This window comes from Streptococcus mitis, assembly GCF_009496205.1.
Taxonomy (GTDB): domain Bacteria; phylum Bacillota; class Bacilli; order Lactobacillales; family Streptococcaceae; genus Streptococcus; species Streptococcus mitis_BN.
Window position 1 is genome coordinate 13350 of sequence record NZ_WIJO01000025.1, and the last position, 14034, is coordinate 27383.

General features: G+C 38.5%; 11 protein-coding genes, 2 tRNA genes and 1 pseudogene. 2 read left to right on the forward strand and 12 right to left on the reverse strand.

Translation table 11 applies throughout. The annotated features are described in order from the left end of the window. Positions 1–38 precede the first annotated feature (38 nt). The 12 genes from rpsA to parE form a co-directional block, all read right to left on the reverse strand. Positions 39–1241, reverse strand: coding sequence for a 30S ribosomal protein S1 (gene rpsA / locus GEZ85_RS05620; RefSeq protein WP_001001631.1), 1203 nt, complete (start codon positions 1239–1241; stop codon positions 39–41). Positions 1242–1402: 161 nt separating this feature from the next. Then, positions 1403–1474, reverse strand: a tRNA-Gln gene (locus GEZ85_RS05625). 9 nt (positions 1475–1483) lie between these two features. Beyond that, positions 1484–1564 (reverse strand) — tRNA-Tyr (locus tag GEZ85_RS05630). Between the two features lie 49 nt (positions 1565–1613). Next, a complete protein-coding gene (locus tag GEZ85_RS05635; RefSeq protein WP_000037113.1) occupies positions 1614–1844 on the reverse strand; it encodes a DUF2969 domain-containing protein in 231 nt (76 codons plus the stop codon). Positions 1845–1941: 97 nt separating this feature from the next. Beyond that, entirely contained in the window at positions 1942–3909 is a 1968-nt protein-coding gene (locus GEZ85_RS05640) for a peptide ABC transporter substrate-binding protein (protein WP_000837410.1), read from the reverse strand. Between the two features lie 22 nt (positions 3910–3931). Then, positions 3932–4954, reverse strand: a complete 1023-nt coding sequence (locus tag GEZ85_RS05645) for a branched-chain amino acid aminotransferase (RefSeq protein WP_033681953.1) — start codon at positions 4952–4954, stop codon at positions 3932–3934. A gap of 134 nt (positions 4955–5088) precedes the next feature. Then, positions 5089–7560 (reverse strand): DNA topoisomerase IV subunit A, encoded by a 2472-nt coding sequence (parC, locus tag GEZ85_RS05650; protein WP_153209792.1) that lies wholly within the window; start codon positions 7558–7560, stop codon positions 5089–5091. Between the two features lie 207 nt (positions 7561–7767). Beyond that, positions 7768–8586 carry an aminoglycoside 6-adenylyltransferase gene (locus GEZ85_RS05655; protein ID WP_153209791.1) on the reverse strand — a complete coding sequence of 273 codons (819 nt, stop codon included), beginning with the start codon at positions 8584–8586 and terminating at the stop codon, positions 7768–7770. A 644-nt stretch (positions 8587–9230) separates the two neighbouring features. Next, positions 9231–9740 carry a hypothetical protein gene (locus GEZ85_RS05660; protein ID WP_228113627.1) on the reverse strand — a complete coding sequence of 170 codons (510 nt, stop codon included), beginning with the start codon at positions 9738–9740 and terminating at the stop codon, positions 9231–9233. Further along, the gene (locus GEZ85_RS10335; RefSeq protein WP_228112755.1) at positions 9689–9907 is read right to left on the reverse strand and encodes a hypothetical protein; all 219 of its coding nucleotides are present in this window, start codon (positions 9905–9907) and stop codon (positions 9689–9691) included. The genes GEZ85_RS05660 and GEZ85_RS10335 overlap by 52 nt, the downstream gene beginning before the upstream one ends. After that, positions 9904–11145, reverse strand: a complete 1242-nt coding sequence (locus tag GEZ85_RS05665; protein ID WP_153210189.1) for an AAA family ATPase — start codon at positions 11143–11145, stop codon at positions 9904–9906. Before GEZ85_RS05665 ends, GEZ85_RS10335 begins: the two co-directional genes overlap by 4 nt. A gap of 23 nt (positions 11146–11168) precedes the next feature. Next, on the reverse strand, positions 11169–13112 hold the full coding sequence (gene parE / locus GEZ85_RS05670) for a DNA topoisomerase IV subunit B (RefSeq protein ID WP_265475715.1): 1944 nt from the start codon (positions 13110–13112) through the stop codon (positions 11169–11171). A gap of 135 nt (positions 13113–13247) precedes the next feature. On the opposite strand from parE, the gene plsY reads away from it, so the two are divergent. After that, on the forward strand, positions 13248–13889 hold the full coding sequence (gene plsY / locus GEZ85_RS05675; protein WP_153210190.1) for a glycerol-3-phosphate 1-O-acyltransferase PlsY: 642 nt from the start codon (positions 13248–13250) through the stop codon (positions 13887–13889). 74 nt (positions 13890–13963) lie between these two features. Continuing rightward, positions 13964–14034 (forward strand): annotated as a pseudogene (locus tag GEZ85_RS05680) (transposase); the annotation flags it as partial.

Below are 14034 nucleotides of genomic sequence, written 5' to 3' on the forward strand. Positions count from 1 at the left end.
GTTTAGTAAACAAAGGATTTTGTGAATTTTCAATTTGATTAAAGTTCGATATCACCGAACAAGTCAGCCATTGAGAATCCTGTTTGTGTTTCTGGAAGTTCGAAATCACGTTTTTCTTGACGTTTTGGACGACGTGGACGAGCAGCACGTTTTTCTTCTTTTTGTCCTTCTTCTTGAGCTGGACGCTCTTCAAGAGCTTTGATAGAAAGTGATACGCGCTCTGCATCTGCGTTAACTTCAAGAACTTTAACTTGAACTTCTTGACCAACTTTAAGAGCTTCTTTTGGATTTTCAATACGTTTGTGTGAAATTTGTGATACGTGAACAAGTCCATCGATACCTGGCAACACTTCAACAAATGCACCGAAGTCAGTCAAACGTTTAACTGTTCCTTCTACTACATCACCTTTAGCCAATTTTTGCTCAACGCCATCCCATGGTCCAGGTGTTGTTGCTTTAAGTGAAAGTGATACGCGTCCTTCTTCTTCGTTAAGATCAAGGATTTTCACTTCAATTTCTTCACCAACAGTTACAACTGATTTTGGTGATACGTTACGTTCATGTGACAATTCAGTCAAGTGAACCAATCCGTCAACACCACCAAGGTCGATGAAAGCACCGAAACTTGTGATACGTGCAACTTTACCAGTTACTACATCACCAACAGCCAATTTACCGAATACTTCAGCGCGAGCTGCTGCTGTAGCTGCTTCAACAACTTCACGACGTGAAAGGATGAAGCGGTTTTCTTTAGCGTCAACTTCTTTGATTTTAGCATCAAATTCTTGACCTACAAAACGCTCAGTGTTACGTACAAAACGAGTATCCAACATTGAAGCTGGGATAAATCCACGAACACCTTCAAATTCTACTGAAAGTCCACCTTTAACGGCACGAGTTCCTTTAACAGTAACAACTTCTTCTTCGCGACCAACAAGTTTGTCCCATGCTTTGCGAGCTTCAAGGCGTTTTTTAGATACAAGGTATGTAACTGTATCAGTATCTTTACCAACTACTTGACGAAGTACAAGAACATCCAATACTTCTCCTACTTTCACAAAGTCATTGATATCTGCATCGCGATCGTTTGTCAATTCGCGAAGAGTCAAGACACCTTCAACACCAGTTCCAGAGATTGCAACGTTAGCTTGAGTCGCATCAACTGTCAATACTTCAGCACTAACAACATCACCAGTCTCAACTTGGCTAACGCTATTTAGCAAATCTTCAAATTCGTTCATCTAAAAAATCCTCCAACAATCAAGTTCTTCTTAAACTTGACATACTTATAATTTTTTTCCTAAGCACCCGCAAGGACATGTTCATATCGTTCACGTCTTTCAATTATAAAAATAAAATACCCTAAGATATTTTGATTTTTATCTTGATTATTACCTAAGAACTGGGGTAGCTGGATTCGAACCAACGCATGAGGGAGTCAAAGTCCCTTGCCTTACCGCTTGGCTATACCCCATTGATGAAATGGAGAGAGAGGGATTCGAACCCCCGAACCCGAAGGAGCGGATTTACAGTCCGCCGCGTTTAACCTCTTCGCTATCTCTCCTACAATCAACATGAACCATTATATCATGAAAATTTCAAAAAAACAAGACTTATTTTGCTAAATTATAATTTTCAATCAAAATTTCCACAGCTTTTTCCAATTTTTTATAAAAACTATCGACATTCCCATTCTTTATAATGGCAAATTGTCCATCTAATTCGGCAATTTCTCCGATAACTTTTTTACCAATGGTCAAGGTATAGCCTTCAAAACTGTCTTTTCCTACATTAACCTTGGCATCTGCTACTTGAATTTCAATTTTTTTATCTTTCTTACTCATTTCATACCTCTCTTCACTTTTTCTATTTTACAAGAAAATCCCAAAACTAGCAAGAAAAAACTCTATATCGGGCTTGTCCGATATAGAGTTTTCCGCATTATTTAATGTGTTTTTCTAGTTCTTTTTGGTACTTACCATTTGATTCCAATTTTTCTTTTTGCCATTTTTTCAGTGCTTCTTCATATTCTTTTGTTGTAACAATATCTTTTTGCAATTTCATTCCTTTAAAGATATATGGGTCACCCTTAATACCAACTTGTGAGTATGGTTTTGAGAATGGCACGACATTACTTACAACTGGAGAACCACCAGATGAGGCTGTTGGCATCAATAATGAACTATCTGTCAACCAAGCTTGAGCCTTGGCATATTTTTCATAGCGTTCTTCAAGATTTGTAGTTTCTGAATCTGCATCATCCAATAATTTCTTATATTGGTCCAAACCAAGTTTAGCTACAACATCCTTATCTTTCCCTTTAGTAATACCAAGGTGTTTCATAGCAGAACCTGATTTAGGATCCATGATATTCAAGTAAGATGCTGGGTCTTGATAGCTTGGAGCCCATCCTGTACTGTTCAAATCATAATCTTTTTGAGAAGGAACACGCGCTTGAGAAGTGATTGTTTCCTTTTCATTATCTGTCATTTGAAGAACGTCGATAACAACATTTTCAGCACCAAGAGTTGATTCAATAGACTGTTTGAAAGAGTTGCTTTGTTGAACAGCGATGGTATCTGTTTGTTCAACTGGGACATCCAAGTGAATTGGGAATGTTACCCCTTTAGATTCCAAGTCTTTCTTAGCTTTTTCGAAAGCAGCTTTAGCCTTGTCAGGATTGTAGATAGAATCCTTACCGTCAACTAGCTCAACATCTTTCCATTGGTCACCATAGTTCACCAACTCTGCTTGAGCGATTTGACCAAAGTTTTTACCACCTGCTTGTACAAAGTTGTCAGGAACGAGGCTGTTACGAATAATCTTGTCCGCACCGTCTTCACCATTTAGCTGGGCAGCATAAGAATGGCGGTTGAAGGCAAAGTTGATAGCCTGACGGAAGTCCTTATTAAGCATAGCTTCTTTAGTAGAAGTCTTTTGCTCTTCACTTGTTTTCGCAGTTTTATTATATGATTGACGATTTACGTTAAAGGTGAAGTAATAACTACTTGAGTCCTGTGGGCTATAAGTGATTTTATCTCCGTATTGTTCCAAAGTTGAAGCAAAGTTTGAGCTACTTGGGAAGAGACGGGCTGTCGTATAGGCACCTGAAGAGAAGCTACGAATCAACGATTCCTGATCAGAACCATCGTAGTAAGTCAATTTGACCTTTTCAATTTTTACCTTTTCTTTATCCCAGTAATTTGGGTTTTTCTCGTATTCGATCAACGATTTAGAAGTCAAGGTCTTCAAGATATAAGGACCATTGTAAAGAATCCCTGCTGGAGTAACTGCTCCATAATCTTTACCTGATGCCTTCAAAAACTCTTCATTTACAGGCAACATCGTTGCTGTGGTGACTTTAGAGTTCCAGAAGCTTTCTGGTTTGTTTAGGGTATATTCAACTGTATAATCGTCCAAGGCCTTAACACCAACTGTAGAGAAATCATTGGTCTCACCAGTCATGTAGGCATCCAAGCCCTTGATTGAATTTTGGATGAGAGAGACACCGTCTGACTTACCGTCAGCTACGTGTTTTAGTCCTGTCACAAAGTCATGGGCTGTTACTTCTGCATATTCTTCACCTTCAGAAGTGTACCATTTAACTCCTTTACGAAGTTTGTAGGTATAAGTCAAACCATCTTTTGACACAGACCAATCTTCAGCCAAGGAAGGAATAACATTTCCGTATTGGTCATTTTCCATCAAACCATCAACCACGTTCCCGATGACATCTGTTGTAGATGTACGAGTCGCTATACTATAGTCCAAAGATGCTGGATCTACTGCATAGACATATGAAAATGTTGTCGGTGCATCTGCTTCTTTATCAGCTTTTCCACAAGCTACTAAAAGAGCTGTTGTGCTCAGGACCACTCCTGCTGTTAAGAGCCACTTTTTCGATTTCATAAAAAATCTCCTTTAGTTTATTTTAATCTACTTTTACAATCCAACCTTCTGGCGCTTCAATATCGCCAAACTGAATTCCTGTCAATTCATCATATAATTTACGAGTCACAGGACCTACTTCTGTTTCGCTATAGAACACATGGAAATCATCACCGTGCTGAATTCCACCAATTGGAGAAATAACCGCTGCTGTACCACAGGCACCTGCCTCTACAAAACGGTCAAGGTTATCAATCGGGACATCCCCCTCAATAGGAGTTAAGCCCAAGCGATGTTCTGCCAAGTAAAGCAAAGAGTACTTGGTAATAGATGGCAAGATAGATGGACTCAATGGTGTTACAAATTCATTATCAGCTGTAATTCCAAAGAAGTTAGCTGATCCGACTTCTTCAATCTTTGTATGAGTTGATGGGTCTAAATAGATAACATCTGAGAAATGACGTGACTTGGCCAATTTCCCTGGCAAGAGACTGGCAGCATAGTTCCCACCAACTTTAGCTGCACCTGTACCATTTGGCGCTGCACGGTCGTATTCATCCTGAATCAAGAAGTTGGTTGGAACCAAACCGCCTTTAAAGTAATTACCAACTGGCATGGCAAAGATGGTGAAAATATACTCTTCTGCTGGTTTAACCCCAATAATATCTCCGACACCAATCAAAAGAGGACGAAGATAAAGGGTTCCACCTGTTCCGTATGGAGGTACATATTCTTCATTCGCACGAACAACTGCCTTACAAGCTTCTACAAACATTTCTGTCGGAACTTGTGGCATCAAGAGACGGTCACATGTACGTTGCAGACGTTTGGCGTTTTCATCAGGACGGAACAGTTGAACACTGCCATCCTTAGTACGATAAGCTTTCAAACCTTCAAATGCTTGTTGACCATAGTGAAGACTTGGAGAAGACTCTGAAATATGCAAAGTTGCATCCTCTGTAAGCTCTCCTTGATTCCATTGTCCATTTTTAAAATGAGCAATATAGCGATAAGGTAATTTCATATAGGAAAAACCGAGATTTTCCCAATCAATCGTTACTGTCATATTCCACTCCTTATTCTAAAAACCTATTTCTTTTATTCTACACTATTTTTCTAAAATAGCAAGTATATTTTGTAATTTTCAGAAAATTTCTTCAATAAAAAGAACCAGCTCTTAGAACTGATTCTTCATTTCACTTATTTAGCTTCCGTAAATACTTCTTTAAGATAAGCGTCAAAAACTTCTTCATCTGAAATCGTATCAGAAATGAAGCTTCCGTTGCTAGTGCGTTCTGACAAGTTCAAGTCTTGCAATCGACTTTGATAGATTGTTCCTTTGTTGGATTGAACAAGCAGAGTTTGGTCGTTCTCTTCCACATCTGTACTGAAGAGATCACCAATAAAGCCTTGTTCTGCAACCGCTCCTGCCAAGAAGACACGATGCGGTTTGTTTTTCAACTCACGTAAGACTTGTAAGCCACGTTTGGCACGACTTGTTGCCGGAATTTCGTCAATAGAAACACGTTTTAAACTACCACGTTGGGTCAAGAGGTAGAAGGATGAGGTGTTACAGATAAAGGCTGATTGAAGGACATCATCTGCTTTCAGGTTCATAGCTTTGACACCTGCAGCCTTAGCACCGACAACTGGTACCTCTTCGATATTGAAACGAAGGGCATAACCATTTTGGCTAATCAAGAGAACATCATCCAGTTTAATCGGAGCCACTGCTACAATCTGGTCTGCCTCGTCTTTGAGCTTAGCATACTTGACAGACTTAGATTTATAGGTCCGCCATGGAGAGAATTCTTTGCGTTCTACACGCTTGATTTGACCGAGACGAGTCGCAGCAAAGTAGGTTGTCGCATCATCAAACTGATCCACGACTTCCACATAGAGGATTTCTTCGTTCGTTTCAAAGTTTGTAATGGTTTGGCTCAGATGCTCACCGATATCCTTCCAACGAATGTCTGCCAATTCATGGATTGGTCGATAAATGACATTTCCAAGAGTCGTGAATATCAAGAGATGCTGGGTTGTCTTGACAGCTTGTACAAAAATCAGACGATCATCATCACGTTTGCCAATTTCTTCCAGAGTGGAAGCCGCAAAGGAACGTGGGCTGGTACGCTTGATATAACCTGCCTTGGTCACGCTGACGTAGGTATCTTCCTCAGCGATCAGACTAGCTGTATCAATCTCAATTGCTTTCGCAGTGTCTTCTAGAGAACTCAAACGCGGAGTCGCAAACCTCTTCTTAACCTCACGAAGTTCTTTCTTCATGAGATTGTACATAGTCCGCTCATCCCCGATAATAGCCGCCAGCATGGCAATCTTTTCACGAAGTTCTGCTTCTTCTTCTTGCAAGACAACTACGTCTGTATTGGTCAAACGGTACAGTTGCAAGGTAACGATAGCCTCAGCCTGTTCTTCCGTAAAATCATAGCTTACCTTAAGATTTTCCTTAGCGTCAGCCTTATTCTCAGAAGCACGGATAAGCGCAATGACCTCGTCCAAGATGGAGATGACGCGAATCAAACCTTCGACGATATGGAGACGTTTCTCAGCCTTTTCCTTGTCAAAGCGGGAACGCGCCAAAATCACTTCACGACGGTGGGCAATATAGCTAGACAAGATTGGGACAATACCGACCTGACAAGGTGTGAAATTGTCAATCGCCACCATGTTAAAGTTGTAGTTGATTTGCAGGTCTGTGTATTTGAAAAGATAATTAAGAACAAGCTCCGTATTGGCATCTTTTTTTAGCTCAATAGCAATACGTAGACCATCACGGTCAGACTCATCACGAACCTCAGCAATCCCAGCCACCTTGTTATTGACACGAACATCATCGATTTTCTTGACTAGATTGGCCTTATTAATCTCATAGGGAATCTCAGTAATAACGATTTGTTCCTTACCACCTTTTAGCTTTTCAATCTCAGTCTTGGAACGAACAACCACGCGCCCCTTCCCAGTTTCATAGGCCTTCTTGATTTCATCACGCCCCTGAATAATCCCTCCAGTCGGGAAGTCTGGACCAGGCAAGAATTCCATGAGTTTTTCAACTTTGGCCGTTGGGTGGTCAATCATGTAAACTGCAGCATCAATGACCTCAGCCAAATTATGGGGAGGAATGTCTGTGGCATAACCAGCCGAAATCCCAGTCGAACCATTGACTAAAAGGTTGGGAAAGGCTGCTGGTAAGACAGTAGGTTCTTTCTCGGTATCATCAAAGTTCCAAGCAAAAGGAACGGTCTTTTTATCGATATCCTGAAGAAGATAGCCTGCAATCTCAGACAAACGCGCCTCAGTATAACGCATAGCCGCAGGCGGATCACCGTCCATAGAACCGTTATTACCGTGCATTTCAACTAGAATCTCACGATTTTTCCAGTCCTGTGACATACGAACCATGGCATCATAGATAGAACTGTCACCGTGCGGGTGGAAATTCCCCATGATATTCCCAACAGACTTGGCCGACTTGCGGTAACTCTTGTCAAAAGTATTGCCATCCTTATTCATAGAATAAAGAATACGACGCTGAACCGGCTTCAAGCCATCACGAATATCTGGCAAGGCCCGGTCTTGAATAATGTACTTGGAGTAGCGACCAAAGCGCTCTCCCATGATGTCCTCTAAGGACATATTTTGGATATTACTCATATAGGATACAAAGCCCGTAAAATGAAAAGTGAAAATAGGAAATTCTTGCAGGGAGCGATGCTCTCAAGAGAATTTATCTTTTTCACCCAGTATTTAGGGCGTGTTCAACTCCTTTCAAAGAATGTAGAGTAGTTTTTTATAGACAAAGGTGTTCAGTTACTATAAATAACCAAACTATCCTTGCTGTAGTTTAATCTTTTAAATTAGTCAGCGATTAAGAAGTCTCTGCTCAGCATACCCGATCATCTTCTCAGCTACTTCCCTATCATAGTCAAAGCCCATCTTTTGGGAAAGACTTTGAGCTTCTTGATGAAAAATTTGCATCGTAGCCAATAAAGACTGAATGATTTTGTCTAAACTCGAGAAATCAAGTAGATTTGAGAATTCCTTCTCCTTCTCAGAAGGCAAGTAGTTAAAGAGATGCTTGTAGTTCTTACCGATGTCGACTGCTCCTCTATCTCTTGCTACCTGCCAAGCTAAGATTTTCAAGAGTTCTTGCTGGCAAATACCGTAGAGATGGTCAGTTGCATAGATGACTTGCTTGCGACAAATTCCTTTAACCACGTAAGCTGACACCCACCAAAATTCATTACAGGTTTTTTCAAAATCCATCTCACTAGCTGGATGTATCCAGAAACGTTCTGGCCTGGGAGAATAAGACTCAAACAAACCCTTAGGATCCTCTAGTACCGTGAAATCCGCTTCGTTTTCTACCCACTCTTGAATTTGGTCTTTGGGGCAGAGGGTTAAATCAATCCGATTGCCATCTTCAAATAGCATGAGATAGAGACGACGGTTGCCTAGGAGATTATGTTGCTCAATGATACGTGTGCCAAACTGGTCTAACCAAGCAAGGTCACTCGTCAAATTATCTAAGTCGTCCACGACATAAACAACATCATAGTCTTGAAACTCGTCTTTTGGTGCTTTTGTATCAGTTCGTGAACCAGATAGAGCCACAGCATCAACCTGTATCTTTTTAGCTATTTGTAAAATCAGTCCAAGCATTTCCTTGTCAGTTCTCATGGAAAACCTAGCTTTTCAGTTGAGATTATTGATTTTATATATGACATAACGAAAAATCCTACTTTCTAGCGTTATTTACTCTTTATGAAATTTTTTTAAAATTTTATATTTATTTCATAATTTTTTAATTAAGTTATTCGGATATGACTTTAAAATAATTAACATATTACACAACATTTTACTTAAACGTAAAATTCAGACTCGCTTGAGTATTATTATCCTTATATGTCTAAATCCTCAACTCTCCTACTAAATGCCACTTTAAGTTTCAACTTATTTCCCAGAAAAAATCTGCTATTCGAATTGGTTTAATTATTATAGAGTGATAAACTACTAACAAGTCTTTCTTAAATAGCAAAAGACTATAACCATAACTTCTTAGATTCATCTTGAATACCAAATATACATAAAATAATCAGTATACTGATTCACATAAATTAAAGCTAGCAAAAAAGATAACTACCAGTTTCTTAAGATTAACACTCCATTCAAATAATACTCTTTTAATATCTGGTTAAAAGAACTTTAGCATGACCATATAAAAAGTATTATCTACAAGTTAAAGATAATTTATCTCCATATCAGTTAATTGTAAAACATATAAAAATTCCCTTTAATTATAAGTAAAAATATAAACTTCGCTTTTATAAATCTAAAGTTACTCTTTCCGCCACCGAAATTGAAAAAAGGTCATCAATTTTAATTTCATTACAAGTTGGAATATAATCTTTTGCTGCATTTCTACATTCTATAGAGATATCAGAATTCTGTTTTAAAATACCCATATAAGAGCCTACAATTTTTTTCAAATCCATATATTTAAGAAAAGTTTTTTCATCAATTATCTTTTCATCAATATAATCATAAAATTGTGAATTGATTTTTAATTCTTTTTCTAATACAAAACATTGGTTAGAGTCCTTAGTTAATATTAGTCTGTGCCTAATCTTTTTCTCACTTTTAAAGTAATTCTTTAAAATCTCTATAAGAGATGATAGGTATAAATCTAAAATACCATGATAAATCAAGACAATATTTTCTATACTATAAAAATCTATCTGATAAATTCTATCTAAGTTTTCACTAAAAAAATCACCATCTACTACTCCATAGAATTTACTGTTTTGAGAGACAATTTTTTTATATTTGAACAAGGGCCACCATTATCCAATGTATATTTTCTAAATAATTCTATTTTTTGGTAATATTTTTTATTTATTTTTCCTTCAAAAAATATTTTTTTATCAGTGGAAGGCAACATTTCTTCAGCTAAGTGATTTAATTCTGCAACATTTAAGTTAGAAACCGATAACTCTGTCATAGCTCTAACCTTTCAAAATCATTAGCAATACAGTCTTTAAAAATGTATGGTGCATGAGTTGCTAAAATAATTCTATTGCCTTTTCTTTCGCACAAATATACTAAGTCATTAATAAGTTTTGATTGAAAGTTTAATGATAAAGATACTTCTGGCTCATCAATTAGATAAATATCTGCTTTCTCGAATACAACAGATAGAAATAGTTTTATTATCCTCTTTTCTCCTGAAGAAAGTTTCTCACAATCTATAACTTCCGAATTCTTTTTGACTTTAACTCTACCAGATTGAATTATAATCTCCAATCCTCCATAGCCGGTTGATAATAATTTGTTAGTAATAATAATATTATCTAGGATTTCATTAATTTTACTGATTACACTTTCACGAGTTTTTTTAGCTATATCTTTCTTTTCAAAAAAAGTAAACCCATACTTCTCTATGTTTTTTTTGATGTTTTCATCAATTCTATTCATTATAACCTCTAAATTAGTATCAGGTGATATATAACAAGTATCATTACTCTTTAATGAATCTTCAAGTTCTTTTTGAAACGCCTTAATAGACTCTACTTTCTCATTATTTTCTTCTAACTCTCTATAATGAGCATCCTCTAAAGTTCTCAATAAATATTCATTAATAGTCAATGCTTCTCGAATAAACAAAAAAATATCTCTTTCATCTGCGAACCCATTAGTAGAAGTATAAAAACCGTGCGGGATATCATTCCTTAGTTTCTTTAATGTTAAACTACATGTCCTGAATATCCGATCCACTTTTGTCAAATTATTAATTTGCCTCCAATTTCCTCTCCCATTTTCCGCGATTTGTAATAATGATCTCAATTCATCTAAATGACGACTTAACAGCTCTTGAAAAACAAATGAAATCCCACTTAATTCTCTAAGTACTGAATACAAATCATTTAATGCAAACTCTATAGATTTAACATATTTGGTTAAGTATTTACTACCTAATATATTATTCTTTGGTAGAGAGAATTCTGTAAAATCTTTTCCATCAATTTTTAAAGTAGATAAATTCAATTCTTCTACTAAATTAAAAATCTTACTTTGAAATTCAATACTTGCAATCTTATGCAAATTATCAATCGCAGTTAATATTCTAGTTTTTCCTCGGCCGTTATTTCCATAAATAACAGTATTTTTAGATAAATCTATTTTTCTAGGTTCTTTCAACTCATCCTGCGGAACATCTTTAAATGAAAATTCTAGTCTCATAATATTTAAATCCTTTCCTAATTTTAAAACACTGTCGCTTCTTCTAGCGTAAACTTGACATTATCCTCAATCCACTTACGGCGTGGTTCGACCTTGTCTCCCATGAGAACATTGACGCGACGTTCGGCGCGTGCTAGGTCTTCAATGGTGACACGGATAAGGGTACGCGTTTCTGGGTTCATAGTTGTTTCCCAGAGCTGGTCCGCATTCATCTCACCGAGACCTTTATAGCGTTGGAGGGTAGCACCTTTACCAAACTGCTTGCGGAGTTCTTCTAGCTCTCCGTCCGTCCAAGCGTAGGCCACTTCTTCTTTCTTACCTTTGCCTTTGGACATCTTGTAAAGAGGCGGAAGGGCGATATAAACATGTCCTGTCTCAACTAGCGGACGCATGTAGCGGTAGAAAAATGTCAAGAGTAAAGTCTGAATGTGGGCACCGTCGGTGTCTGCATCAGTCATGATAATGATCTTGTCATAGTTGACATCTTCAATAGAGAAGTCTGCTCCCACACCTGCACCAATAGTATAAATCATGGTGTTGATTTCTTCATTTTTGAGGATATCCGCCATCTTGGCTTTGGCTGTATTGATAACCTTACCACGAAGAGGCAATATTGCCTGGAACTTGCGGTCACGGCCTTGTTTGGCAGAACCTCCGGCAGAATCCCCCTCGACTAGATAGAGTTCATTCTTAGCCGGATTCTTAGACTGGGCTGGGGTCAATTTCCCAGACAACAAGCCCTTATCCTTTTTATTTTTCTTACCATTTCGGCTCTCATCACGCGCCCTACGTGCTGCTTCACGAGCATCACGGGCCTTAATAGCCTTGCGGATGAGGTTAGAAGCCAATTCACCATTTTCCATAAGGAAAAAGGTCAACTTATCAGCCACAATGCCATCCACAATGGGACGAGCAAGAGGGCTTCCTAGCTTGTCCTTGGTCTGACCCTCAAACTGCAAATGTTCTTCAGGGACCAAGATAGAAAGAACGGCTGCTAGTCCTTCACGATAGTCTGACCCTTCAAGGTTTTTATCTTTTTCCTTGAGAAGCCCAGTCTTACGCGCATAGTCATTCATAACCTTGGTAATGGCAGACTTGAGTCCTGTCTCGTGCGTTCCACCGTCCTTGGTGCGAACGTTATTGACAAAGGATAGAATGTTATCTGAAAATCCGTCATTGTACTGGAGGGCCACTTCCACTTGGAAACCATTGTCTTCCCCTTCAAAGTAAAGAACTGGTGTCAAGGTTTCCTTGTCTTCATTCAGATAAGAAACAAAGTCTTGTACCCCATTTTCATAGTGGAATTCAATCGCTTCATCTGTACGCTTGTCCGTCAAAGACAAGGTCACATTTTTCAAGAGAAAGGCTGATTCATTAAGACGCTCTGAGATGGTATTGTACTTGAAATCTGTCGTAGAGAAGATCGTCGCATCAGGCATAAAAGTAACCTTGGTACCTGTTTTAGACTTGGGCGCTGTACCAATTTTCTTCAAGGTCGTGACAGGTTTGCCACCATTTTCAAAACGTTGCTTATAGATTGCCCCATCACGGGTAATTTCAACTTCCAGCCAACTAGATAGGGCATTAACAACGGAAGAACCCACCCCGTGAAGTCCACCTGATGTCTTGTATCCTCCTTGACCGAATTTCCCTCCTGCATGAAGGATGGTAAAGATAACCTCAACAGTTGGAATTCCCATAGCGTGCATACCCGTCGGCATCCCACGACCATGGTCTTGAACCGTTAAACTACCGTCTTTATTAATGGTCACATCAATACGGTCACCAAATCCAGACAAGGCCTCATCGACTGCATTATCCACGATTTCCCAGACGAGGTGGTGGAGACCTGCCCCATCAGTCGATCCGATATACATCCCTGGACGTTTTCGGACCGCATCCAACCCTTCTAGCACCTGAATGGCATCATCGTTATAATTGTTAATATTGATTTCCTTTTTTGACACAAGGAACCTCCTATTCGTTCATCTTTACTATTCTACAGGTTTTCCAAGGATTTTGCAAAATTTTTCTTTCTCCGCTGTGACAATTTCAGAAGAGATTCTCTGCCTTTCTTCTTCATTTCATGATATAATAGGAGTATGATTACAATAGTTTTATTAATCCTAGCCTATCTGCTGGGTTCGATTCCGTCTGGTCTCTGGATTGGACAAATTTTCTTTCAGACAAATCTTCGTGAACACGGTTCTGGAAATACTGGAACGACCAATACCTTCCGCATTTTAGGCAAGAAAGCTGGTATGGCAACCTTTGTGATTGACTTTTTCAAAGGAACCCTAGCAACACTTCTTCCGATTATTTTTCATCTACAAGGCGTTTCGTCCCTCATCTTTGGACTTTTGGCTGTTATTGGCCATACCTTTCCTATCTTTGCAGGATTTAAGGGTGGTAAGGCTGTCGCAACCAGTGCTGGGGTGATTTTCGGATTTGCGCCTATCTTCTGTCTCTACCTTGCAGTTGTTTTCTTTGGAACTCTTTATCTTGGTAGTATGATTTCACTATCTAGTGTCACAGCATCTATCGCGGCTGTCATCGGAGTTCTACTCTTTCCACTTTTTGGTTTTATCCTGAATCACTATGACCCTTTCTTCATCGCTATTATCCTAGCACTTGCTAGTTTGATTATCATTCGTCATAAGGATAATATCACACGCATCCAAAATAAAACTGAAAATCTTGTTCCTTGGGGACTGAACTTGACTCATCAAAATCCTAAAAAATAAAACGCCAGTTTGAATGTATGAACTGCACCCCAAAAGTTAGACAGAAAAAATCTAACTTTTGGGGTGTTTTTATTATGAAATTAACTTATGATGATAAAGTTCAGATCTATGAACTTAGAAAACAAGGATATAGCTTAGAGAAGCT

Excerpts from the sequence above, each read along its gene's own strand:
- rpsA (WP_001001631.1), bottom strand. The coding sequence starts at position 1,241 with ATGAACGAATTTGAAGATTTGCTAAATAGCGTTAGCCAAGTTGAGACT.
- GEZ85_RS05635 (WP_000037113.1), bottom strand. The coding sequence starts at position 1,844 with ATGAGTAAGAAAGATAAAAAAATTGAAATTCAAGTAGCAGATGCCAAG.
- GEZ85_RS05640 (WP_000837410.1), bottom strand. The coding sequence starts at position 3,909 with ATGAAATCGAAAAAGTGGCTCTTAACAGCAGGAGTGGTCCTGAGCACA.
- GEZ85_RS05645 (WP_033681953.1), bottom strand. The coding sequence starts at position 4,954 with ATGACAGTAACGATTGATTGGGAAAATCTCGGTTTTTCCTATATGAAA.
- parC (WP_153209792.1), bottom strand. The coding sequence starts at position 7,560 with ATGAGTAATATCCAAAATATGTCCTTAGAGGACATCATGGGAGAGCGC.
- GEZ85_RS05655 (WP_153209791.1), bottom strand. The coding sequence starts at position 8,586 with ATGAGAACTGACAAGGAAATGCTTGGACTGATTTTACAAATAGCTAAA.
- GEZ85_RS10335 (WP_228112755.1), bottom strand. The coding sequence starts at position 9,907 with ATGACAGAGTTATCGGTTTCTAACTTAAATGTTGCAGAATTAAATCAC.
- GEZ85_RS05665 (WP_153210189.1), bottom strand. The coding sequence starts at position 11,145 with ATGAGACTAGAATTTTCATTTAAAGATGTTCCGCAGGATGAGTTGAAA.
- plsY (WP_153210190.1), top strand. The coding sequence starts at position 13,248 with ATGATTACAATAGTTTTATTAATCCTAGCCTATCTGCTGGGTTCGATT.